Raw genomic sequence first — 23,051 nt, 5'->3', positions numbered from 1 at the left:
AAGCAAATTTTTAAAACAAAAATGCCTCTGTGACAAATAAAGATTACTTGTATTGCAACTATTTATCACACCTTAGGAGCCATCGACGATTGCGGTTGCAAGGAAGGATCAACACTCATATTAAGTTCCCCTTCAGGTTCGCCTTCTTCAATTAGAGACATATTTCTTTCAATGGACTGTTGCGCTTTTTCTTCAATTTTGGCCCATGCTTCATCGCTTCTCTTTTTTCTTTTAGCTTCTGCCACTAAAGTTGGTGCTGGAGGTTCCGCATCAGGAATGATGATAACATTAGGAAACTTACCTTGGAGTGACTTGTCAATTTCATCATCGTCCCTGATTTCAGCAGCGCTAGCAAATCTTTCTGCAGCTTTTTCTTCACGTTGTCTGGCCTCTTCAAGTGGAGCCATAGGATTGGCTTCAGCAACAGCTCCTTCATAAGTTGCGAGCGCGACTGGCACAGCTACATGTTCTATGATAGCATCTTGAGCTGCGAGTAAGCCATGACCTATGTCAACGCTAGTGTCGGGACTAGCTATAGGATTAGGCATTCCCATCATATAGCCCCACCCATCCACAGCGTAAGCCAACCCTTCCTCGGTATAATGGAGACCAGTCATAACACCTTTTCCAACCCACTTCATGCCTTCCCAAGCCATGCCTTCTGCAGTGCTTTTGAAATAAGCTTCTCCTCTAGCTTCAGCTTCTTGTTCTACTTTTACTTTGGCAGCCTCCTCGGCTGCGATCTGTTCATCCACACGAGCCTCTACATATTTATCATAAGCACGTTCAGCACTCTCTTTAGCCGCGTGCGCTTTAAATGCAGCGCCGATCACCGTCACAAGTTCACTCAATCCAGCATCAGGACGAGCAGCCGCTTCACGCACCTGAGCTAGCCTTTCATTAATCATTCTGGCTTCGGCCCCCGCCTTTTGAGCCTCTTCACGCGCTGCCTCAGCTTTACTGGGAACTGTAATAAGCGTTGCCAAAGTAATACCACCAACACTAATGGTTGTAACTTGTTTAGTGTAGGCCTCGTTAGCGTGTTCCAATGCTTGAGCTTTTTCAGCAGCTTTTTTTTCTGCCTCTTCAGCTAATGCTCGTTGAGGATGAGTCGCGCCAGGACGATTAGCAATCTTTCGAGTTTCCTTAGCGCGCTCTGCCGCATGCACAGCTTCAATCCGCGCTTCGACTAACGCCACACGCGCTTCAGCCAAACGCCTAGCAGCAGTGTTGATAACTTCGAGATCGGTTTGCCCACTCGCAATCAATTTAATACGAGCTTCTGACTCAAACGCTGAAGCAGTTCTAGACCTCGCACCATCGACATAAGATGGTTTATTGTTTAGCGCATAGGCTAAATCTTCCACAGCCTCTGCCTCGTATTGGGCATAGTTTGCTACTTGACTATGCGTATCAATCTCTATCCCAAGGTCACGCAATTTTTTAGTTAATTCCTCAGCTCTCCGCGAACCAGGCACAGCGGTAGCTAATTCACCCCGCACCCAACTCTCTCGATCCCGCGCTAATCTAAGTGCATCACGAGCTGTTTGAACCTCTGCTCTAAGTTCAGATGCCGGACGCGGATGTTCACGCATTCTCTCAGCCAAGTAATCAGCCCTTTGATTAGCGTCACGGATTTGGACTTCTAAAATTGTCTCTTCCACCGAAGCGCCTCGCCCAGCTATATCAACCAAAGCCTCAGCCTCCCTTTGAGCTAAAGCCGCATCGCTCGCCACCACCGTTTGAAGCGCTTTATCCGCATCCTCTAGTGCTTCGGCTCCAGCTTCATCCGCTTTTTTATTATAAACTTTCACTGCTTCTCTTGCCTTTTCAGCGTCTTGAGCCTTTTCAATTGCCAAAGCTTCAAGCTCATCCAAAGTTAAAGGCCTACCATGAGCCTCTACAATTTCTTGCTCAATTTCACGCAGTCTATTAGCTGATTCCCGAGCTTTAATAGCCAAATTTTCAGCATAACGCCTAAACTGATCAGCATAAACTCGATCAGCCTCAGCCTTTTGTATGATAAAATCTATTACCTCTTGACGAGGTGTGCCAGGATCAAAACGATAAGCCGAATATTTAGCAATAATCTCATCTGTCGGATGCCGCACATGTTCCGCGGTTTCTTGCGCAACGCGGTCCAATTGTTCAGAGAACCTTTGACCTTGTCTCGCCTCATCTGCGCTTACTTTAACGGCTTGAGCGGCTTCTCTGAGACGATTTGCTTGCTCCACGAGGGCATCCGCATAATGTTGTAAAACCGTAGCATGACCTCTTCGCATAAGAGCTTCACGTCGTCTCATTATTGCATAGCCCACACGAGGATTAACGGCTGCAATCGCTCCTCTTCCTGATGCCGTCGTTCGAAAAGCAGTGACCCCACCTTCAATAGCATAGGCCCGTGAGTTAAGAACCATAGCACGCCCTCCGGTTTGGCTAACGGCTCTTTGAAGACGGCGCAAGCGGGCAACTGCCGCAGCACCACGAAGAATAGCAGGAACAGCCATTAGATTTATCCTTCCAATTTAAGACAAAATAGTTTCCTTATTATATAAAGCAATAAAACTCATAAAAAATCTTTGTCAAATTTTAAAAATAAAATGCCTCTGGGACAAATAAAGATTACTGCGTTACAACTATTTATTATACCTTAGGAGCCATCGATGATTGCGATTGTAAGGAAGGATCAACACTCATATTGGGTTCATCGGCTGCGCACATATTGTTTTCAAGAGAAGGATCCACCGATTGGTTTGCCTCCTCAATTGCCGTCCATACTCTACTGTTATCTTTTTGACCCAAATCTTTTTTACCTCCAGCTTCAGCCAAAAGCGTTTTTCGATCCAAAGGCTCCTCTTGACTAGGAACAATAACAGGAACAGGATGCACACTGCTTTCTTCAATCTCGATATCATCCTCAACTTTTCGGGCTGTTTTAAAATTGTAATAAGCTACTTCTCGTTTTAGTAGTTCTTCTTTTATACCATTACTCAACTCGCTCAAACCTTCGCCAGTTGCTTGCACAAGACCAGGCACTTCATAAATCAACTGTCCTAAAGCTACCAAACCTGTGCCATCAAGACTTACCTGATCCAAAGTTCCAGAGGAAAAATCTGTAGAAGCGCCATTTTCTCCATCTAAAACTGAAACCCCTTCTTCACTTGGCACATCCTCAGAATAAGTGTCAGTCCACTCACCAAGTTCTTTACGACGTTGCTCGGTCACAAGCGCTTGAACATAAGCATTCCTGGCTCTCTGAGCTTCTTCAGAAGCCTTTTTCGCCTCTTCCATCGCCATCCCATAATCGACCGATCCACCCGAAGCTGCCGATCCCTTTACTTTTGAAAACTTCTCGTTTGCAAGCCGAGCTTTTACACTCGCATCCCTAAACTCAAATTGAGCATCCTCCACTAATGCCTCAGCATCTGTTGGAATAGAATAGCTGGCTGCTACACCTGCTGCAATGGTCAGCCCCCTAGCAACGCGACGTTCCATATCGTATCGAAACTTGGCTAAACCAGCTGCTTCAGCCGCTTGACCCGCCTTTTGTTTGGCTTCATGGGCCGCTACCCGATCTGTCTCGGTAGCTCTAGGCCTGGCTGCCCAATTATCTAAATTTTTAGCTTCCACAGCGGCTTCATCAGCTTGAAAACGTGCTCTTCTAAGAGCCGCGCGAGCTCTAGAAAAACGTCCCATGGCTTGATTCACTTGCTCTAAAGTTGCTCCCGTGCTAGCTGAAACATATTCAGCCCGAGCAGCAACCCCAATGGCCCGTACAGCTCTTGTTTGAGCATTAGACAACGCAATACGGGCATTAAATACTTCAAGTGTTGCTTTTTCATCAAACACCTCACTCATTCCAAGTTGATATTGATAAAATTTAGCTTGATCCGCTGCCTCTCTAGCTGCCTCGGCTTGTTCAATGAATTGATTAATATCGGTTGGAATTTCATCTGCAGACCTCGCAGTGGCTTCATATCCTTCAACAGCTTCTTTTAACCTGTTATAGTCAGCGGTTGATTGTGCAGCTCTGGCTTCAGCTCTTAATAAATTCTCTTGAAACATATCAGCCTCAGCAACTAGTCTATCTGCTTCTCGCCTCGCGATGCCCGCAATTTGCTTCACTTCTTGCTGCGCCACTGCATCACCAGTAGTCGCTCTTGCAAGCACACCTTCAATTGCACCTGTTTCTAAATCATCAAAAATCCCCTTTTCTGCAATTATTACCGCCGCTTCAGCACTTCTTGACTCACGAAATAATTGATCAGCCATTTTTCTAGCTTCCTGAGCCTCAACTGCTGCAGCTTCTGCGCGCTCAAAAATATTAACAGGCTCAGCTATACCCAACTCTTCTGAAATACGACGTCCCTGAACTGAGGCCAAACGCTCCCGGCGAGCTTGTTCCGCTAAAGCACGTTTCATTTCAAAATCAGCCTCTGCTTCTGCAAGATTACGTTCCGCTTTTTCTAAAATTTTTTGAGCCCTTTCACGCTCCCCAGCAGCAGTTGGACTATTATTTTTTACTGCCCAATCACCCTGAGCTCTATCCACTGTCTCTCTTGCATTAATCATTTTTTCACGGGCTGCTCTTTCCGCTTCAATACAGTCCAAACGAGCGATAACATCGCTAGGTGCTCCCGTTCGATGAGCTGTCCGAGCCGCTTCCGCTAAGCGAAGCGCTTCTGCTTCTTTAGCCTCTGCAAAGCGCTCCGCCGCCACAGCGCCACGCTTTGCTATATTTGCATAACTACGTCGAGCCAAAGCAACCGCAACTCGCTGTCTAGCCGCGGCAGGAGTAGTCGCCCCAGCTTGAGCCAACGCAGATCTGGCACTTGTCACTCGAGCTTCTGCATTCGCCATACGCCTTAAGACTAAATCCAATGATCTTTTTGCTCGACCTATCCGACTGGTTACACCCCCAGCTATACCTACTCCACGAACAATCCTTGCTCCAGTCGCTAAACCACTCATTATTGTCTATTCCTTTAGATAAAAATATTACTCCCAACAATAAATTCCACAAAAAATAATGGTCAAATTTTAAGTAAAAAATCGTCCCACCTAACTACATTTAGCCATTCTTGCAATGGTTTCGGCCATATCTTCTGCCCCATAAAGCGAAGTGCCCGCTACCAGGACATTGGCTCCATTTTCTACGCACTCTTTAGCATTTTCTAAATTCACACCGCCATCCACTTCAATTTCAAAATCTAATCCCATATCATCACGCCATTGTTGGGCCTGTTTTGTTTTCTGAAAAACTTCTGTAATTAAACTTTGGCCACCAAACCCTGGATTGACTGTCATGCATAATAATAAATCAATCTGTTGTAGATAAGGTTTCACTTCATCCAAAGAAGTGCCCGGGTTCAAAGCTAGCCCACAACGCGCTCCTCTTTCACGAATAAAAGACAATGTTCTTTCAATCTCGTGCTCCGCCTCCACATGCACCGTTAAAATATTCGCGCCGGCTTTTAAAAAAGCTGCCGCATACAGATCAGGCCGCATTAGCATCAAATGAACATCCAAAGGCAACTGCGTCTCTCGTTTCAATGCAGCCACCGTGGCTGGGCCAAACGTCAAATTTGGCACAAAAAAACCATCCATAATATCCACGTGCAACCAATTCGCGCCCGCCAATTCGGCACGTTTGGCCTCCGCACCTAAATGCGCCATATTCCCTGCTAAAATCGAAGGAGCAATAAGAATGGGTCGATCCATGATCTTTAAGATATCATTTTTTTCGTTGAATCAATTCAATTTCATAACCTTCCGGCGCATCAACAAAAGCAATGAGATTACCCGATGAAGTTTCCGTAGGCCCGTCGCTTAAAGGATAACCTTTTTTCTCTAGCACTTTGGAAAAAGCATTTAAATCCTCCACCTCAAAAGCCAGATGCGTTAAATCCGCTTGCACCTGCACCGGACCGCTCGGCGGATAATAAGAAATTTCAATTTGCTCCTCGCTATTCGGTACGGCAAAAAAAATTAATTTCGAACCGCGGGGTGATTCGTGACGAGACACTTCTTTCAAACCTAAAACATCACGATAAAAATTTACCGTTTTTTCCAAATCATTCACTCGATAGCGTGTGTGCAAAAATTTTGTAATCATTATTTCCTTTTATATTCTAACTTGGAACATTTCGTCCGATTTCAAGTCCAAAGCAAAACTCCCCAACAAATCACCAATCGCTTCCAAGTCCGAAAGCTCAATCACTTCCACAGGAGAATGCATATAACGATTTGGCAACCCAATGCTAGCTGTAGGAATCCCACCATGTTGAATAAAGATCGCATCGGCATCCGTGCCCGTGCATCGGGGATTAATTTCTCGTTGCAATGCCATCTTATTTTTTGACGCAACTTTTTCCAAACGCTCGTTCACCATTGGATGATTCGCGCTTCCAAAACTAATCACCGGTCCCTTGCCTAATTTTACATCGCCAAATTTTTCTTTGGAACAGGAAGGAATATCCGTAGCATGCGTCACATCCACCACCAATGCCACATCCGGTTTCACCCGATAGCCCGCCATGCTCGCACCATAAAGACCATTTTCTTCCTGAATGGTGGAAGCGGCCACCACGCACGCTTTTAATTGTTTGCGATTTTCTGATGCCAGGCGCACCCCTTCCGCTGCGGCAAATGTGCCAATTCGATTATCGCAACCGCGAGCCGCAATGCGTTTTTTCCCTTCTCCTAAAAATTGAAACCCCACGCTATAAGTAATCGCGTCCCCAATTTGCACCCATTCTTCTGCCTCTTTCTTTGAACCCGCTCCCACATCAATATACATCTCATGAATCCCCGGCACTTTCTTGCGATCATCCGATTCCTGCAAATGAATCGCCAATAAACCCGTCACACCCGCCACAGAACCTTTACGACCATGCACCGTGACTCGTTGGCCACGAATGAGCGTATTATCGACCCCGCCAATTCCTTTAAAATAAATAAAGCCCGCATCCGAAATATAATTAACCATAAACCCTAACTCATCGCTATGGCCGCCTAACAAAACTTTGGGCGTTCCTTTTGGATTCAAAATTGCATAACAATTCCCATAACTATCGGTTTCCACCTCATCAGCAAATTTCGAAACATAATCCAACCAAACCCGTTGCCCTTTTGTTTCAAAACCTGAAGGCGACGGAGTTTCCAATAAAGTCTGAAGAAAATTTAAAGAAGCTTCGCGCATAACAACGCTATCAAAGCGCATCACAAAGCAATTTGGCAAGCTTGGAAAGTGTTGTGCAGATTACACTCAATTATCATCCTCTTACCGTTAAGGCGAAAAACTTGGCCACCAACTTCCTCCTGTGGCACGATTACCAATTTCTTGAGTTGCTTTTTCCGGCACCCGAAACGCCGCTTCCAATTTCGTTCCCACCTTTTCGTTAAATTGTTTACCTGCTTCATCAGCCACGGTATTTACCGTTGAACCTGCTGTTTGAACTACCGGCGTGGCTAAATCTATAGCTTTCTCAACCACCGGGGCACTCACATCTACTGCTTTATTAAAAGCATAGCCTAAACCAGCATCTACCGCACACATTAACCCAACCGTAACCGCACACTCAACCGCCTCACCGGCTTTTAAATTATAATCTAAAGCAGTTAAGAGGCCATTTTGCACCGCCTTGGTAGTTTCGGTTCGGTTATCTTCTGGATAAGTAAATGCCACAGAAGCACTTCCCATCCAAACTCTGTGATTGGTTGCTCGTTGAAAAGTTTTAGACGCCTCTTTAGAAAGATTGGTATATCGCTTTATATCAGTAAGCGCTGAATCATAAGCTGCTGTCATTTCTGCCGTACTACACCCTTGGTTATCAATAGCTCTTTGAGCTGCCTTTTGAGTTTCTTCGGCATAATGACGCAATTTAGTCGCTTCTAAAATCAAATTTTGTGCTTCAAGCTTCTGCATTTCTGTGCCCATTTGTTCATTGACTTTCAAAAATGTTTTTGCGCGCTCTTCAATCGTCTTAGCTCTTTTTAAAACATTATCTGTCGCTGCCGCTAACTCTACTAACTCAACCGGTCCACTATTTTTAGCAAGAAATGCAAGTCTGGTTTCGACATTTTGCAAGTCCTTTGAAAATTTCCTAATACTTGATTGGAAAGAATTCATGGCCTTGGAAATCCAGTTCGTAGCAGAAGAAACAGGTGGCAAAGCTTGAGGTGGAACCTCCTCTACAGACCCCCTAAAAAGACGTCGCCAAATTCTACGAGCCAAACCAAATGCCATATTTAAAAATATAATCTAAGATAATATATAATCAAATAATTTAAACATGGCCCAGACAAACTTTTTGTTTTCACCCTATCAAAACGCGAAAAAAATTTAGTAATCGATAAGAATGAATATTTTTTTGATCAGCTAAGGCGAAAAGCTTGGCCACCAACTTCCTCCTGTGGCACGATTACCAATTTCTTGAGTTGCTTTTTCCGGCACTCGAAACGCCGCTTCCAACTTCGTTCCGACTCTTTTGTTAAGTTGTTTACCTGCTTCATCGGCTACGGCACCGGCGCCTGCGGCAACTGTTGCCACACCCTGACCTCCCCACTCTATCACTTGACCAACAACAGGCTCTACAACGGGAGCACTAACTTCAATCGCCTTATCCAAAGCATACTCCAATCCTGCGTCTACCACACAGCTTACGCCAAATGTAGAGACACACTCCACAGCATCCGCGGTTTCCAAACCATAATCAATCGCATCTAAAACCCCATCCGTCACCACTTCTAAAGTGCCCCGACTATAACCTGCAGTAGCCCCTGCTAAAATAGCATCTTTCAAAGCAGGATCTTTTGAAATTTGGGACATAATAGATTGGGCTTTCGCTATATCATCTTTTGCCTCACCAAGCGCTACAATACTGGCTACTTGAGAGCGTTGGCCATAATCCCTAGCAATGCCTAAAGCTTTTTTAGCCGATTGATCAGCGCTTTCTGCATGTTTACGTAATTCAACTACTTTTGCTAAAAGCTTTTTCGCTTCCCTGGCATCAGCACTTCCCGATCCTTTCAGTTCTTTTTCTAAACTCTTCAAATACGTTTCTATCTCTTTTACCTCTAACAAATGCTGTCCCGTTGCAAGCTTGATTGCTTCAACGTCTTTAATAAACTCTTTATGAGGCCTTAATATGACAAGAGGAGGGCTTACATCATCCCAAAGAGGCACATCTAAATTTTTTTTAAGATTTTCCTCAATTTTTCGATTTATATCATCAAATTTTTTACTCAACCCATTTATTTTCAATTTAATAGATTCTTCTATAGCATCAGAGAGAGAGCCTCCCCAAAAATGACGCCTAGCACGACGAAAAGCACTACGAACAACACCTAAAGCCATAATTCAGTAAAACAATAAATAATTGGGTTACTAAATTCAGAAAATGCTTCTTGTCAAATTATGTTGAGAAATAAATTTAATTTTTACACCTTATGCCCAGACGTATTTCCGGCTTGGGGTTCTAAAAAACTATTTAATCTTAGAAGTGGCTAAAGTATTAGTGACCGACGCACTTCCAATACTATTGGTCACAACGTAAACCACTTGATAAGCGATTTTACCTTTCGGAGCACCTGCCCCTACTTTTTTCGCCTTTATTTTTTTGCCCACCACTTTGCCTTTCCTCTTCAAATCTTTGAATTTAGAAAAAGGCACATGCGCGGTTTGATTGGAACCCATCACCAGAAACGCAAAACCGCCATCCAACTGATTTGTGGTAATCACGCGCCCCTTAGCAACAATGCCACGGGAAGATCGAAAATTCTTTTTCTTACCTGTTTTCGGGCGCAATTTTTCAAAGGCAACGTCTGACAAAATCACATTCGTAGAAAAACCAACTGTTAACACAGGCGAATTAGTCGAAGAACGACTGGCAAAACTTTTAATAGTATTGGCAGCCGTTTCGTCACCGATCAAAATCCATCCTTGATTCGCCGTCGCATTCGTCACCCAGATTTTCACATCTGCCAGCAGTTGAGCTGAATTCCAAACATAAGCGCCCACATCATCCACATTCACCGTCGCGCTCGGCGCCTGAACAAAATCGCCTCCCGGATTCAACCAAGCCACCGACCCAACAAAAGCATTGGTCCAAGTCGCATCTCCATTGTTGGCAGGCGAACCGTTAATCTGTGGGTCTACGGCCACGGCAATGCCTTCGCCCCAAGCCTGTGTCAAGCGATGCAAATTAGCCACTCGCGGTCCCACCATATTCACACTCACACAATCCAGTCTCAAGGCAGCATTCGTGATGACTGCATCAACTGGGATCGCGCTAAAATCAAACTGTAACAGAGAGCGCCTCGGACTTTGCATGCCATCCGCTCCAATAATTAATCGGCTTCCTCCGCCATTACTTAATTCACCATCTTGATAAATCGTGGTGTCTTTTGTAGGAACCAAATCCAACGTGGCCGCTTGCAAAAATAAAGTAGGAATCAATAGGCTAACTGCTAGCAAAATTCTTTTCATAACTTTGCTTTTCTAGCGAAATTCTCTTTCGCGTCGACGAAAAAATTATTTGATCTTGGAAAGCCCAATCGCATTAGTGACCGAAGCATTGGCTGATCCGTTACCAACCGTAATCACCACATCATATGCAGACTCACCCGATGGTGCACCAACTCCGACACCTTTAGCCTTGAATTTCTTACCAACAAGAACACCTTTTTGCTTTAAATCTTTAAAGGTCAACGCAACAGGAGCCGTCTGGTTACTTGCGCCAAATTGTAAAAATGCGGTGCCCACTGTAATTGTATTGGTCGTAATAACGCGACCTTTTACCTTGATGCCTTTCGAGGCCACAAAATTACGTCGCTTTCCGGTTTTCGGTCTCAATTTTTCAAATGTGACACCCGATAAAATAGGATTCACCACTTCATTCGCATTTGTCGTAAATCCAATGATTAAAACCGGCGAATTTCCACTGGTGCGACTATCAAAACGTTTTGCAGTTTGAGTCGCACTTTCGTCACCGATCACAATCCAACCGAAATTTGCGCTGCCATTAGTTAGCCAAAAATTAACATCATTTACCAACCCAACCGAACTCCAACTATAATTGCCTTCCAAATTCACTAATGCTACCGCACTAGGCGCCACAACAAAATCGCCACCCGGTGTAGTCCAAAGCGCACCGCCAAAAAAGGCATTAGTCCACGTCACATCACCCATCGCAGCAGTAGCTCCTTGTCCTTCAGCATTCAGGGCGTCGGAAGTTCCCTCACCCCAATCACCCATCAAACGATGCAAAGCAATGTTGCGACTTCCACTTCCTGGATTCGTGAACGAATTGGTCATTTGCAATACAACATTCGTAACAATGGCATTGGTAGGAACGGAATTGGTTAAAGTAAAAGCCAAAAAAGATCGTCGATTATTGCCTAAATTATTTTGTCCGGCAAAAAGATGATCACCCGCGCCATTGCTCAAATCGCCCTCCTCGTAAATCGCATTATCCTTACTAGGATTTAAAACCACCGAATCGGCTAATAAACCGGAAATGAAAGTAAAAGTGAAGCAAGCAACTAAGATTTGTTTTAACATAAAAATTTTCCTTAAGCCCTCATCGAAGAATAAACTTTCCTTCTTGTCAAAGTTATATTATTTCAAAAACTTATGCGCGTAATTTCTGGAACAGTAGGCGGTTTGCAACTCAAAGCACCTAAATCGCCTCTTTTGCGTCCCATTCAAGATAAGGTGAAAGGCGCGCTCTTTTCCATGCTCGGCGATAAAATTTTTGATATTAAAATTCTCGATCTTTTTAGTGGTGTAGGCTCGCTAGGGATCGAAGCATTAAGTCGTGGAGCAAAATCGATCACCTTTGTCGAACGCGATCGCCAAATTGCCCATTTTCTTAAGCAAAATTTAATACATACCAAATTTCAAGAGCAGGCGCAAATCGTGCAACAAGACGTTTTCACCTTTCTAAAAAGCTCCCCCACTCCTTACTCAATTATTTTTGCCACGCCCCCTTACCGCAAAGACACAAAAAATCCTGATGAAGCCGAACAATTTCATCAAAACTTATTCGACGCCGTCGCACCGTGGCTAGCGCCTGAAGGGTGGTTTATTCTGGAATATTTCACGGCTTTATCGCCAAAAAAATTGGTTCCTTTTGAAATTCTACGCCAAAAAAATTATGGTGAAACAGGCCTTCTCATTTTACAGCTTTGTATTTAACTTCCCCCTTATGGCCTTACATTATCTCGCCGACATTCATCATGTTATTCCTACTCTGGCTAACTGGTTTTATCAACAGTGGCCCGCTCTTTTTCAAGATGAAGCCGACGCCATTCGCGATCTTGAACAAGGAACTTATCGTGATCGCATTCCTCTGCATCTCGTCGAAATAGAAAACGATAAAATCCTAGGCACAGCAGCCATCCTAGAAAATGATATGGAGGAAGTTTATCCCTATGATTCCCCGTGGCTAGCGTGCGTTTACGTTCCCAAAAATTATCGCGGCCAGGGCATTGGGAAAAAAATGGTTCAAGCTGCCATCAATGAAGCGCGACGTCTTTCCTTTAAAAAACTTTACCTCTGGACCGATCAAGCAAAAACTTTTTACGAAGCCATGGGTTGGAAGCCAATCCAAGAAACAATTTATAAAACTTATCCAGTAACGGTCATGTCGATCCACTTAACACCCTCTTCATCTTAAAAAGTTATTGTATTAGTTATAGATTGCAGACCCAGGCATGTTAATAGAGTCATCTTACCCAAACAAAAAATAAATTTGTTATGATCAACTGCTTGATAATCACAAGTTGCGTATTTTAGAATTTAAACTTAGCATTAAAAAAATATGGGCTTCAGAAGTAAACTAGGTAAAGCAGTGCTTGAAGTTTTAGGATTGGCAAAAAAAGTGCCTCATCCCCACCTCGTCCACATCATTCCAAATACTGCTGATGGCTTAAAAACTTCACTTACTCATGTCCATGGCCTCCGCAACAGGTTGCATCACCTTGAAGTTCAAATTAGCACTCCATCTTCTAAAATACTCCCACACAGAACTCTCCAAGCAAGTGGTATCGCTGATGATATTGGCACACTTGCTAAAACAAATCTGGAAAATGCGACAGCTTTTCATAAAACGGCCATGTTAACTGAGCGTATTTTAGATAGTTACGTTCGAGCAGCAAACTTATTTCGCCCCATTCTCAGACATAACTACTTGAATTCCGCAAGAAAAGTAACTGATCAAACTCATCAAGCAGTCGAAGCAGCCAAAAAGCTTCAAGAGTTAAGTGATCGTTTGAGTAAAATGATAAGCCGGTCTACCCAAAATGATTTGGCATTTGGCCATCTAATTAAAGAACTTGAAAAAGAAATCATTGTCTCAGAAAAAGCATTAAACGACGCCCAAGATGCTCTAAAAGAACTTGCTCAATCTATGGGCATTCCCATTTCTGTTTTGGTGAGTGGCAATATGATTGTGCCATACCATGACAACTCTATTACAACAAACGATCTTATTGAAGCTGGATTAGAAACACTAGATGTCTTAACTACCGGTCCAATCGAACACCGTCTTTTAGGCACGCCAAAAACTGAAAAACTTGATCGAGTCTTTGGGGAAATAGAAAAAAAAGCCACGGACCCGAATTTACTAAACCAAGGCACTTGGGGAATAGGATTTTAATACCAACAGTAGTTTTCGGCTTTTAGGTCACCAGTTTCAATGCACAACTTGCAAATCAGTCGTCTTTCTTGCAAGTAGATCAATTTAAAAATTGACAAGAAAAATCCTTCACATACATAGTTTTCTTAATAATTATTAAAAAATATGCTGTATGGTGTTCTGCGTAAACTTCGCCGTTTGTGGCGAGGTGTGGATCATTTAAATGACGCTCTAGAAGCCGCTCGCCACTCTTTCAAAACTATCGATAAGCTTAATAATGAAGCTAAAGAACTTCAAAGCTTGGCCAAGGCCGTAGGAAAGACGCAAGAACTTATTGAAAAAACTTCTCACCTAAAAACACTTTCTCAGGATGCTCTTGCCAAAACAAAAAGCGCCTATGATAAAGCTTATGACGCTGCAACAGCATTGGGAGGTACTGCCGATGCAACAATAGCCTTTGATCATGCAACAAGAGTTTATCAGGAGGCCAAAAAGGCTACTGAAGCCGTTGCCGAATTAGAAAAAACCCTTTCCAATTTTGAATTGCGAAATCCCAACAATGTTGAAAAAGCAATTGAAAAAGTTATTGCAACAACTGAAGCTGCCAATAAAGCCGCTGCTCTGGCTGCCACGACAGGAACAGCACTCCTCTTAGCTCTTCCTGAACATCCCTTAAATGCCACAGGCAAAACTCTAGGTAATACTTTGGATGGAATTTTAGAAACAGTTGAAACCATTGAATGTTTAAATGGCTACAACCCTCTTTGTTCCGTAGAAGATGCCGTCATCGATAGGACAATTCAAAGCGGAACCGCTCTCGGTGATAAAGCTGGAACAAGATTAGATCAAGCATTTAGAGAAGTAGAAAAATTTGGAGAACAAACCACTCATCATATCGTTGACCCCCGAGCCTGGGGAATTGGCCCCTATTAATTTAAAAATTCTTTTTTTGATTTCGCCAACTTTAGAGACTGGAATTACTGGCATAAGCTCTTCGTCACAACTCCCTGTACATCATTTGCAGCCAGTGGTCGATAGCGCTATGAACAGCGCCAGCCAAGGTCTAGAAGCGGTGGATTCTGTGGCTTTGACGTCTATAAACCTCTTGGCGTTATAGAATATAGGGTATATCAAAGTGCAGCTAGAGTTGGCGCTACCGCTAATAATCAAGTAGGTGCTTAGGTGCTTTTAACAATGTAGGAAAAACCCGATGCCCTACTTTATTAAACTCAACCACTTGGGGACCAATGTCTTTAAATTTATCTATATTGGAACCATTCATCCTCCAATTTGACAAAATGCTAACAAAATCTAAAATTTTATTCTCGATCTTTATTTATTCATAATTTAAAATAATAAATATTATTTATGATTAAATGGCTCCGTAAATTCGTCCACAATATCACCACTTTAGGAAAAATGGCTCGTTTAAGCCGCGGTATTCGAAGCTTAATAACAAGGGCATCTCATTCAGCGGAAGCTGTTCGCAAATGTAGTTTTAACGAACTTAAAACAGCAATCGAAAATTATAACAAAAAATTATTAAGTCAGAACGATCTCGTAGAAGAAGCCACAAAATTAAAAGCTATTACCAATCGGGCTTTTCTAGATATAGACCAAACAATTATCCAAGCATTGCGAATCATGGAAAATCTAGGAAAAGTTCAAGATTCAGCTGCCATCAAATAACTCATAAGGCTACCGATTCAGCTACAGAAAACCCAAAGTTCATTTGGTTAATAAGCTATAAGTCGACGGGCTAAGAGCTTGTCCTTTTTTCTTAGTTTCTATAGCTTATCTAACAAACCTATTGATTAACTTTGTGAAACCCTCCTCTTCCATTGCTATTTATCCCGGCAGTTTTGATCCCATTACCAATGGGCATTTGGACGTTTTAGAGCGTGCACTGCATCTGTTTGAAAAGGTTATCTTTGCCATTGCCCCCAATGAACCCAAAAAACCGCTTTTTACTTTGGAGGAACGCAAAGCGATGGCTCTGGAGGCTATGGCTAATTTGGGCGAACGGGTGGAAGTGGCCACGTTTGAAGGGTTGTTGGTCAATTTTGCCAAATCGCGTCAGGCCCATGCGATCGTGCGAGGCTTGCGAGCGGTAGCGGATTTCGAGTTTGAATTCCAACTCGCACTTCTCAATCGCAAACTCGCTCCCGATATTGAAACAGTTTTTTTGACGCCTAAAGACAATTTTATTTGCATTAGCTCCTCGCTTATTAAAGAAACGGCCAAGCTCGGCGGCGATGTTTCTTCACTTGTGCCCAAAAATGTGGAACGTTGTTTAAAAGCGAAATTTAATTTATAATATAAATGAACCGTGAAACCTTCCTCTTCCTCTGCTTCTTCACCGCATGTCTTAGTTTTGCATTTGCATTATTTGCAATCGGGCGATGTTGTCGAAGGTCAACTGAGTTCTGATCTTCTCGAGATTCCCGAATTTCATCCCACAACACCTTTATCGTATCATTTAAACGTTAGCTTTGAAAAAGACGAAGTGTTAGTGCATGGCAGCTTGCAACTTTCCGGTCAGGCTCCTTGCTCGCGATGCCTAGCGGATCTTCCTATCAACTTAAAAATTAACGATTTCACAGTGCTGGCACCTAAAAAGCAGGATACAATCGACTTGACGAATTTTCTTAAGGAAGACATTCTCCTTGCCATTCCATCCTACCCCAAATGTGAGTTGGATGCAGAAGGCCGTTGTCCAGTGACCGGTAAAAATTGGAAAGCGGTGTGGCAATCGACCGAAGCCTCGCCTCCCTTAAGTAACGAATGGTCGAAACTGGATAAATTAAAGAAGAAAGATTAGGAAGTTATGGGAGTTCCAAAACGTAGACGATCCAAAGCTCGCATGCGCAGTCACAAAGCAGCCATCCGCTGGCACGCACCAAAATTAGTCACTTGCTCACAATGCGGCAGTCGCACTCTGCCTCATCATGCCTGCCCTTCCTGCGGCTATTACGCGGGACGCCAGGTTTTGACTGTCGAAGCAGCTTAATCTCAAAACTAATCTCCCACCATGAAAATAGCCCTCGATGGAATGGGCGGCGATTTTGCGCCTCAAAATCCGGTTTTAGGCGCTTTAGCTGCATTAAAAAGATTTCCCGCCATCGAAACGCTTTACCTCGTTGGCGATGAAACACAGCTCCGAAACGAAGTCCAAAAACACGGAAAAATCCCTGAACCCATACAATTCATTCATGCCACACAGGTCGTAGCCATGAACGATTCCGCCATCGACGCGGTTCGAAGAAAAAAAGATTCCTCCATCAGTCGCGCTGTGGAACTGGTAGCCAAGGGACAAGCCGACGCGGTGGTTTCCGCAGGACACACCGGTGCTGCCGTCGCTGCCACCACCATTAAACTACGCACTTTACCAGGAGTCGAACGACCCGGCATCGCTACCGTCATGCCCACAGAAACCAACCTTTTCGTTCTTATCGATGCCGGAGCCAACATCGACGCTAAACCCATTCACCTCGGCCAATACGCCATCATGGGCTCACTTTACTCCAAACATGTTTTAGGATTTTCCAATCCTAGCGTTGGCCTCATGAGTATCGGAACCGAAGACATCAAAGGTAACGAACTTACCAAGGAAACCTTTAAACTTCTCAACTCGCTACCGATCAATTTTCGCGGCAATATCGAAGGCCATGACCTATTTGAAAACCCTGTCGAAGTTGTCGTCACCGACGGCTTCGTGGGCAATGTCGTTTTGAAAACATGTGAAAGTATTGCCAGTGCAATGTTGCATTGGCTAAAACATGAACTCATGAAATCGCCGATCCGAAAATTTGGCGCGCTCATGGCGCAAAACGCTTTCAAAACCATAAAAAAGAAAACGAACTACGAAGAGTTTGGAGGCTCACCACTTTTAGGCGTCAATGGCATCTGCATCATTGCCCACGGCAGCTCCACTCCGCGCGCAATTGAAAATGCTATTCGTGTTGCCACCGAATCCATCCAACACAATCTTAACCCTCATATCATTCAAGCCATAGCTCAAGCTGCTCCACTCTTTTCATGAACACTGTGCCCTCCTTACCAACCGTCTCTATTACAGGCTTCGGCTCTTACGCGCCTAAAAAAGTTTTAACGAACTTTGATTTAGAAAAAATGGTCGACACCACCAATGCTTGGATCGTCGAGCGCACCGGTATTCAAGAGCGTCATATTGCCGAACCTGATGAATGCACCTCCGATATGGGCACGATCGCCGCACAACGTGCTATGGAAAAAGCAAATGTTAAACCGGAAGAAATCGATCTTATCATTGTTGCTACGGCCACTCCCGATATGCCTTTTCCTTCTACTGCCTGCTGGATTCAGAAAAAAATCGGCGCCACGCGTGCTGCAGCCTTTGATATTACTGCTGCCTGTTCCGGATTTCTCTATTGCTTGGCCATAGCACAACAATTTATTCAAACCCAAGCCTACCGCACCATTCTCATTGTTGGCTCGGAAAAACTTTCTTCCATTACCAACTGGAATGATCGTAACACCTGCGTTCTCTTTGGCGATGCCGCAGGAGCTGTCATCCTGCAAAACCAACCCGGCTTTGCAAACATCCTAATCAATCAACTTTGGTCCGATGGTAGACAGAGCGAAATTCTGAAGCTCCCAGCTGGAGGCACACAATGCCCCACCACCATTGAAACCCTCCAACAAGGCTTAAACTACATGCAAATGAGCGGTCGAGAAGTTTTCAAAATCGCCATCAACACCATGGTCGAAGCGATCAAAACCACCTTAACAAAAGCTAATTTAAGCTTGTCTGACATTTCATACGTTATCCCTCATCAAGCTAATATTAGAATTATCCAAGCTATTGCAGAAAAACTTAACCTCCCAATAGAAAAATTCCATGTCAACATTCAGTATTATGGAAACACCTCTTCAGCTAGCATCCCCTTAGCCTTGGACCAGATTTTACCTATGAAAAAGTTCAAAACAGGTGATAAAATTCTCCTTGTTGCCTTTGGTGGCGGATTGACTTGGGCATGCACAATTTTGTCTATTTAGAGTTAATTTAGAAAAATTTTTAAAAATTTAATTTTTTCTATTTGACAAGTGAACAATTATGGATAGTTTTTCTTATAATAAATTATCCCTATGAATAACTATTCCCAACATGATGGTTTAAATTTTGCTAATGAAATTACCTTAGATTATCGAGACTTCATTCTCGACTCTAAAGGCATCTGTTTCACAAGTCATTGCCCATTCAACCTCTATTCCGAAGTCGTTGTTACGGTAGAGCTTCCCCAAGAGCAAGTTGACTTGAAAGGCATTGTTGTCGGTTGCCAAAAAAATGACATCGATCCCGTTTTTGATATCACGCTCTTTTTTCATGAGCAATCACCAGCCTTACAAAAAAATATCAAAATCGCTTCGCGTTACATCACTTCTGCCAAAGCTCAACCCGAGCTTTTGGCAGCAGCATGATCAGTGCTGTTTTTATCAGCTTAAAACTGCATAGACTACAGTCTTGATTTCATTTCTTTTCTACGCCACAAGAGAAGCAATCTCTTAAAAAATCATGCGTAGAACTAAAATTATTGCCACCCTCGGCCCTGCCACAGAAACTCCTGAAATCCTAACTCAACTCATCCAAAGCGGGGTAAATCTTTTTCGCTTTAATATGTCCCACGCCCAACATGATTGGGTTAAAAAAATCGCTAGCGACGTTCGACAAATCAGCGAAAAACTGAATCGCCCTATTGGTCTTCTTCTCGACACCCAAGGCCCCGCTATTCGCACGGGCGATCTCGACACTAACCTTCACCTCAAAGTTGGCGATATCTTTACCTTTACCGTGCGAGGAGAAACCAGCCCAGAAGAACGATCGGTTGATGTGAATTACGATAATTTAGTCAACGACATTCGAATCGGCGACGTCGTACTAGTTGATAATGGCGTCATTCATATGAAAGTCTTATCTAAAGAAACCAATCGACTCCGTTGCGAAGTTTTAACCCCAGGCACTTTGACAAGTCGGCGACACATCAATCTACCCGGCGTTCACATCAACCTACCCGCTTTAACCGAAAAAGATATTGCTGATGTGCAAATTGCCATTGATCTGCAATTCGATTTTGTTGCGCTTTCCTTTGTTCGCGAAGCTAACGACATCCTGCAACTGCGAAATCTTATCACTTCAAAAACCTCTCACCCCATTCGCATCGTAGCAAAAATCGAAGATCAATCCGCCATTTCCAACCTTGATAGCATCGTAGAAACTGCCGATGCCATCATGGTCGCGCGCGGCGATCTCGGCATCGAATGCCCCTACGAAGAACTGCCCATCATCCAACGTCGCATCGTCAAAAAAAGTATTCAAACTATGAAGCCCGTCATTGTGGCCACTCACATGCTAGAAAGCATGATTCAAAATCCGTTGCCCACACGCGCCGAAGTCACCGATGTTGCCAATGCCGTTTACGAACAAGCCGATGCCATCATGTTATCTGGCGAAACCTCGGTCGGTCGCTACCCGAAAAAATGCATCGAAGTCATGGATCGTATCGCATACAGAACAGAAATAAGCGGAGGCGCTAATTTCGCCGATACCATTCATCTGAGCCAACCCCGCGAATCCGTTGTCAATTCGGCGATTCATCTTGCTAACAATCTACGCGCTGATGCTTTAGTCGTTTTTACACGCGGAGGACGCATCGCCTCTATCGCCTCTGCCCTGCGCCCTCGTTACACCCCCATTTTTGCTTTTACACCCGACGAAAAACTCATGCATCGACTCTGTCTTTATTACGGTGTCATTCCCATTCATCTCACTTTTCCCGAAAAATTGGAGGACACCATTGCCACCGCTCTTCAGTGGCTCAAACAGCACCAAAATCTACCGCTCGGCTCAAAACTTGTCGTGATTTCTGACATCTTAGCTGGCGAAGAAGTCATCAATTCCGTTCAACTGCATACTTTAAACTAGCCATTAGCTGTTAGCTAAAAGCTAATCGCTCAGTCCACAAACTAACCTTTTAACTTCCTCACAAACTCAATAAATCCTCTAGCCTGTGCTCGTAAACGATTAGGAATTTCTTCATCTTTAAACTCACCTTTTGCATCTAAAAGATCATTAATTCGCGGCATAAAAACCCGATCGGGATAAATAAACGCATTACGATAACCAAAAATAAGCTCCAACTGTTCTACTGGCCGAAGCGCACCCCACATGCCAGCCGCCAATCCAATAAAGCACACTGGCCTTTGCTCAAAACTCTCCGGAAACTTTAACATATCAATAAAATATTTTAAAATGCCCGGCACACTCCCGTTATATTCAGGAGTAATAATCACAAGCCCCTTCGAATTCAAAATCGTTTTCGAAAAATGCTCAAACGCTTTGGGTTTTTCCGCATAAGAAAGCGGCGAAAAAATTTCAGACGGTAACTGTGCTAAATCTAAAACTTCAAACTCCGCTTTTTCTTCGGTGTAAATGCGCTCCAGAATGTTAGTAACCCGACGCGTATTGCTCCCCGGACGATTCGTTCCTGAAATAAGTGTTAACATAATCTAACCCGCCTGCTGTTCAGCTCGTTTTCGTTTGTTATGATCTAAAATCCGCTTTCTCAAACGCAATTGAGTTGGCGTGGCTTCCACAAATTCGTCGGGCGCAATATATTCCAGTGATCGCTCCAAACTCATTTTTAAAGGGGGCGCAAGTTGCACACCTTTTCCATCCCCTTGCGAGCGCATATTCGTCAAATGTTTCGATTTGCAAGGGTTCACAATAATATCTTCATTACGCGCATTCTGCCCCACAATCATGCCGGCATAAACCTCCTCGCCTGGACCCACAAAAAGAATGCCGCGCTCGCTCAACATATCCAAAGCATAACTCGTCGTTAACCCTGCCTCCATCGCCACTAACACACCATTTTGACGCGTCGCAATCTCTCCTTGGTAAGGCGCATATTTGCGAAAAAGATGGCTCATCACACCGGTGCCCTTCGTCAAATTCAACAAATCAGTTTCAAAACCAATCAAACCACGGGTAGGAATAGACGCTTCAATCATCACCAAATTCGTTTGATGCGTCATATTCAAAATTTCGCCCTTACGACCAGCCAAGTTCTGTAGCACTCCTCCTAAATAATCCTGGCCCACTTCCACATATAATGTTTCGAAAGGCTCCAAACGATTGCCCGCCTCATCTTTTTGAAAAATCACTTCAGGCCGCGACACCATCACCTCATACCCTTCACGACGCATTTGCTCGACAATAATAGCAATCTGCATTTCTCCTCGAGCGCTCACTTCAAAAACACCCGCGACTTCGGTGTCAGCGATAGCAATTCCAACATTCGTTCGCGCTTCGCGAACCAAACGTTCTTTAATATGTCGAGCTGTCAAAAATTTCCCATCTTTACCTGCCAAAGGAGAATCATTCACAACAAACTGCATTTTAATGGTGGGCGGATCGATTTCTACAAAAGGCAACGGCTCACGATCTTCGCGATCGGTTATAGTCTCTCCAATAAACACATCTTCAAACCCGGCCAACCCCACAATATTTCCGGCCGAAGCATGTTCAATTTCCACTTTCTTAAGTCCTTCATAGGAAAATATAGCTGTCACCTTCGATCGCTCACGCTTACCATCACGGTGAATGCATATCACAGGATCGCCCACATTCACCCGACCACCTAAAATTTTTCCATAACAAATTCTTCCTAAAAAATCGCTATAATCCAGATTAGCCACCGCCATTTGAAAATGCGCGGCATCATCAACCTGAGGAGGCGGCACTTTTTGCACAATCGCTTCAAACAAAGCGGTCATACCCGCCTTACGAATTTCATCGGTCAACTCCCCTTTCCACTCTTTTACCGCGTAACCATCCCGACCCGAAGCATAAACAATCGGAAAATCCAACTGTGCATCATTCGCATTAAGCTCCACAAACAAATCGAACACACGATCCAAAACTTGATTCGGATTTGCATTTTCACGGTCTACCTTATTAATCACTACAATCGGTTTAATTCCGGCTTCCAACGCTTTTCTTAATACAAACCGCGTTTGCGCCTGTGGCCCCTCCCACGCGTCGACCACCAACAAAACGCCGTCCACCATTTGCATGATTCGCTCCACCTCACCACCGAAATCAGCATGACCCGGTGTGTCCACAATATTAATCATGTAATCCTTCCAATGGAACGAAGCGTTTTTCGCTTTAATCGTAATCCCTTTCTCCCGCTCCAGATCCATCGAGTCCATCACCCGCTCTTCTACATGTTGATTTTCCCGAAACGTTCCGGATTGACTCAAAAGCTCATCAACCAAGGTCGTCTTGCCATGGTCAACGTGCGCAATAATTGCAATATTTCTAATATTTTTCATACCACTTTAAATCTCACTTAAAAAAGAAGCCGTTTG

The 23,051-nt window shown here is 43.8% G+C and carries 24 protein-coding genes; 13 read left to right on the top strand and 11 right to left on the bottom strand.

From position 1 onward, the window contains the following. Window positions 1-65 precede the first annotated feature (65 nt). The 9 genes from K1X66_03505 to K1X66_03465 form a co-directional block, all read right to left on the bottom strand. Window positions 66-2,507, bottom strand: a complete 2,442-nt coding sequence (locus tag K1X66_03505) for a hypothetical protein (protein MBX7157434.1) — start codon at window positions 2,505-2,507, stop codon at window positions 66-68. Window positions 2,508-2,643: 136 nt separating this feature from the next. Beyond that, window positions 2,644-4,971, bottom strand: coding sequence for a hypothetical protein (locus K1X66_03500; GenBank protein ID MBX7157433.1), 2,328 nt, complete (start codon window positions 4,969-4,971; stop codon window positions 2,644-2,646). A 90-nt stretch (window positions 4,972-5,061) separates the two neighbouring features. After that, a complete protein-coding gene (rpe, locus tag K1X66_03495) occupies window positions 5,062-5,721 on the bottom strand; it encodes a ribulose-phosphate 3-epimerase (GenBank protein MBX7157432.1) in 660 nt (219 codons plus the stop codon). 13 nt (window positions 5,722-5,734) lie between these two features. Beyond that, entirely contained in the window at window positions 5,735-6,115 is a 381-nt protein-coding gene (locus K1X66_03490; GenBank protein MBX7157431.1) for a VOC family protein, read from the bottom strand. A gap of 9 nt (window positions 6,116-6,124) precedes the next feature. After that, the gene (locus K1X66_03485) at window positions 6,125-7,201 is read right to left on the bottom strand and encodes a M42 family metallopeptidase (protein ID MBX7157430.1); all 1,077 of its coding nucleotides are present in this window, start codon (window positions 7,199-7,201) and stop codon (window positions 6,125-6,127) included. Window positions 7,202-7,288: 87 nt separating this feature from the next. Then, on the bottom strand, window positions 7,289-8,248 hold the full coding sequence (locus K1X66_03480) for a hypothetical protein (protein MBX7157429.1): 960 nt from the start codon (window positions 8,246-8,248) through the stop codon (window positions 7,289-7,291). A gap of 132 nt (window positions 8,249-8,380) precedes the next feature. Continuing rightward, window positions 8,381-9,358, bottom strand: coding sequence for a hypothetical protein (locus tag K1X66_03475; protein MBX7157428.1), 978 nt, complete (start codon window positions 9,356-9,358; stop codon window positions 8,381-8,383). A 129-nt stretch (window positions 9,359-9,487) separates the two neighbouring features. Beyond that, window positions 9,488-10,489, bottom strand: a complete 1,002-nt coding sequence (locus tag K1X66_03470) for a DNRLRE domain-containing protein (protein MBX7157427.1) — start codon at window positions 10,487-10,489, stop codon at window positions 9,488-9,490. A 45-nt stretch (window positions 10,490-10,534) separates the two neighbouring features. Further along, window positions 10,535-11,563 (bottom strand): DNRLRE domain-containing protein, encoded by a 1,029-nt coding sequence (locus K1X66_03465; protein MBX7157426.1) that lies wholly within the window; start codon window positions 11,561-11,563, stop codon window positions 10,535-10,537. 72 nt (window positions 11,564-11,635) lie between these two features. On the opposite strand from K1X66_03465, the gene rsmD reads away from it, so the two are divergent. The 13 genes from rsmD to pyk all read left to right on the top strand — a co-directional run bounded on the left by rsmD (window position 11,636) and on the right by pyk (window position 20,601). After that, a complete protein-coding gene (rsmD, locus tag K1X66_03460) occupies window positions 11,636-12,199 on the top strand; it encodes a 16S rRNA (guanine(966)-N(2))-methyltransferase RsmD (protein MBX7157425.1) in 564 nt (187 codons plus the stop codon). Between the two features lie 10 nt (window positions 12,200-12,209). Further along, window positions 12,210-12,680 (top strand): GNAT family N-acetyltransferase, encoded by a 471-nt coding sequence (locus tag K1X66_03455; protein MBX7157424.1) that lies wholly within the window; start codon window positions 12,210-12,212, stop codon window positions 12,678-12,680. Window positions 12,681-12,824: 144 nt separating this feature from the next. Further along, window positions 12,825-13,661: a hypothetical protein gene (locus K1X66_03450; protein MBX7157423.1), complete on the top strand. Its 837-nt coding sequence runs from the start codon at window positions 12,825-12,827 to the stop codon at window positions 13,659-13,661. 144 nt (window positions 13,662-13,805) lie between these two features. Next, window positions 13,806-14,573, top strand: a complete 768-nt coding sequence (locus tag K1X66_03445) for a hypothetical protein (protein MBX7157422.1) — start codon at window positions 13,806-13,808, stop codon at window positions 14,571-14,573. A 16-nt stretch (window positions 14,574-14,589) separates the two neighbouring features. After that, the gene (locus K1X66_03440; GenBank protein ID MBX7157421.1) at window positions 14,590-14,757 is read left to right on the top strand and encodes a hypothetical protein; all 168 of its coding nucleotides are present in this window, start codon (window positions 14,590-14,592) and stop codon (window positions 14,755-14,757) included. A gap of 251 nt (window positions 14,758-15,008) precedes the next feature. Further along, entirely contained in the window at window positions 15,009-15,329 is a 321-nt protein-coding gene (locus K1X66_03435) for a hypothetical protein (protein ID MBX7157420.1), read from the top strand. Window positions 15,330-15,462: 133 nt separating this feature from the next. Beyond that, complete coding sequence (gene coaD / locus K1X66_03430) at window positions 15,463-15,957, top strand: pantetheine-phosphate adenylyltransferase (protein ID MBX7157419.1); 495 nt, start codon at window positions 15,463-15,465, stop codon at window positions 15,955-15,957. Between the two features lie 12 nt (window positions 15,958-15,969). Continuing rightward, a complete protein-coding gene (locus K1X66_03425) occupies window positions 15,970-16,461 on the top strand; it encodes a hypothetical protein (GenBank protein ID MBX7157418.1) in 492 nt (163 codons plus the stop codon). A 6-nt stretch (window positions 16,462-16,467) separates the two neighbouring features. Then, window positions 16,468-16,650 carry a 50S ribosomal protein L32 gene (rpmF, locus tag K1X66_03420; GenBank protein MBX7157417.1) on the top strand — a complete coding sequence of 61 codons (183 nt, stop codon included), beginning with the start codon at window positions 16,468-16,470 and terminating at the stop codon, window positions 16,648-16,650. Between the two features lie 21 nt (window positions 16,651-16,671). Beyond that, window positions 16,672-17,682: a phosphate acyltransferase PlsX gene (plsX, locus tag K1X66_03415; protein MBX7157416.1), complete on the top strand. Its 1,011-nt coding sequence runs from the start codon at window positions 16,672-16,674 to the stop codon at window positions 17,680-17,682. Beyond that, window positions 17,679-18,677, top strand: coding sequence for a ketoacyl-ACP synthase III (locus tag K1X66_03410; GenBank protein ID MBX7157415.1), 999 nt, complete (start codon window positions 17,679-17,681; stop codon window positions 18,675-18,677). The genes plsX and K1X66_03410 overlap by 4 nt, the downstream gene beginning before the upstream one ends. A gap of 90 nt (window positions 18,678-18,767) precedes the next feature. After that, entirely contained in the window at window positions 18,768-19,100 is a 333-nt protein-coding gene (locus K1X66_03405) for a hypothetical protein (GenBank protein ID MBX7157414.1), read from the top strand. A 94-nt stretch (window positions 19,101-19,194) separates the two neighbouring features. Further along, the gene (gene pyk / locus K1X66_03400) at window positions 19,195-20,601 is read left to right on the top strand and encodes a pyruvate kinase (GenBank protein MBX7157413.1); all 1,407 of its coding nucleotides are present in this window, start codon (window positions 19,195-19,197) and stop codon (window positions 20,599-20,601) included. 41 nt (window positions 20,602-20,642) lie between these two features. Here pyk and K1X66_03395 read toward each other — a convergent pair whose 3' ends face one another. Then, entirely contained in the window at window positions 20,643-21,185 is a 543-nt protein-coding gene (locus K1X66_03395; GenBank protein MBX7157412.1) for an NAD(P)H-dependent oxidoreductase, read from the bottom strand. Further along, a complete protein-coding gene (typA, locus tag K1X66_03390; protein ID MBX7157411.1) occupies window positions 21,186-23,015 on the bottom strand; it encodes a translational GTPase TypA in 1,830 nt (609 codons plus the stop codon). Window positions 23,016-23,051: the final 36 nt, after the last annotated feature.

The sequence above is a fragment of the Verrucomicrobiia bacterium genome (assembly GCA_019694135.1).
Lineage (GTDB): Bacteria > Verrucomicrobiota > Verrucomicrobiia > JADLBR01 > JAIBCM01 > JAIBCM01.
The sequence above is the reverse complement of the archived record's forward strand: the minus strand, read 5'-3'. Positions and strand labels throughout refer to the sequence as shown.

What these genes read in the sequence shown, in the direction of transcription:
- K1X66_03485 (MBX7157430.1), bottom strand. Translation starts at nt 7,201, where the DNA reads ATGCGCGAAGCTTCTTTAAATTTTCTTCAGACTTTATTGGAAACTCCG.
- K1X66_03480 (MBX7157429.1), bottom strand. Translation starts at nt 8,248, where the DNA reads ATGGCATTTGGTTTGGCTCGTAGAATTTGGCGACGTCTTTTTAGGGGG.
- K1X66_03465 (MBX7157426.1), bottom strand. Translation starts at nt 11,563, where the DNA reads ATGTTAAAACAAATCTTAGTTGCTTGCTTCACTTTTACTTTCATTTCC.
- rsmD (MBX7157425.1), top strand. Translation starts at nt 11,636, where the DNA reads ATGCGCGTAATTTCTGGAACAGTAGGCGGTTTGCAACTCAAAGCACCT.
- pyk (MBX7157413.1), top strand. Translation starts at nt 19,195, where the DNA reads ATGCGTAGAACTAAAATTATTGCCACCCTCGGCCCTGCCACAGAAACT.
- rpe (MBX7157432.1), bottom strand. Translation starts at nt 5,721, where the DNA reads ATGGATCGACCCATTCTTATTGCTCCTTCGATTTTAGCAGGGAATATG.
- K1X66_03475 (MBX7157428.1), bottom strand. Translation starts at nt 9,358, where the DNA reads ATGGCTTTAGGTGTTGTTCGTAGTGCTTTTCGTCGTGCTAGGCGTCAT.
- K1X66_03470 (MBX7157427.1), bottom strand. Translation starts at nt 10,489, where the DNA reads ATGAAAAGAATTTTGCTAGCAGTTAGCCTATTGATTCCTACTTTATTT.
- plsX (MBX7157416.1), top strand. Translation starts at nt 16,672, where the DNA reads ATGAAAATAGCCCTCGATGGAATGGGCGGCGATTTTGCGCCTCAAAAT.
- K1X66_03490 (MBX7157431.1), bottom strand. Translation starts at nt 6,115, where the DNA reads ATGATTACAAAATTTTTGCACACACGCTATCGAGTGAATGATTTGGAA.
- K1X66_03450 (MBX7157423.1), top strand. Translation starts at nt 12,825, where the DNA reads ATGGGCTTCAGAAGTAAACTAGGTAAAGCAGTGCTTGAAGTTTTAGGA.
- typA (MBX7157411.1), bottom strand. Translation starts at nt 23,015, where the DNA reads ATGAAAAATATTAGAAATATTGCAATTATTGCGCACGTTGACCATGGC.
- K1X66_03445 (MBX7157422.1), top strand. Translation starts at nt 13,806, where the DNA reads ATGCTGTATGGTGTTCTGCGTAAACTTCGCCGTTTGTGGCGAGGTGTG.
- K1X66_03505 (MBX7157434.1), bottom strand. Translation starts at nt 2,507, where the DNA reads ATGGCTGTTCCTGCTATTCTTCGTGGTGCTGCGGCAGTTGCCCGCTTG.
- K1X66_03435 (MBX7157420.1), top strand. Translation starts at nt 15,009, where the DNA reads ATGATTAAATGGCTCCGTAAATTCGTCCACAATATCACCACTTTAGGA.
- K1X66_03405 (MBX7157414.1), top strand. Translation starts at nt 18,768, where the DNA reads ATGAATAACTATTCCCAACATGATGGTTTAAATTTTGCTAATGAAATT.
- K1X66_03500 (MBX7157433.1), bottom strand. Translation starts at nt 4,971, where the DNA reads ATGAGTGGTTTAGCGACTGGAGCAAGGATTGTTCGTGGAGTAGGTATA.
- K1X66_03455 (MBX7157424.1), top strand. Translation starts at nt 12,210, where the DNA reads ATGGCCTTACATTATCTCGCCGACATTCATCATGTTATTCCTACTCTG.
- rpmF (MBX7157417.1), top strand. Translation starts at nt 16,468, where the DNA reads ATGGGAGTTCCAAAACGTAGACGATCCAAAGCTCGCATGCGCAGTCAC.
- K1X66_03410 (MBX7157415.1), top strand. Translation starts at nt 17,679, where the DNA reads ATGAACACTGTGCCCTCCTTACCAACCGTCTCTATTACAGGCTTCGGC.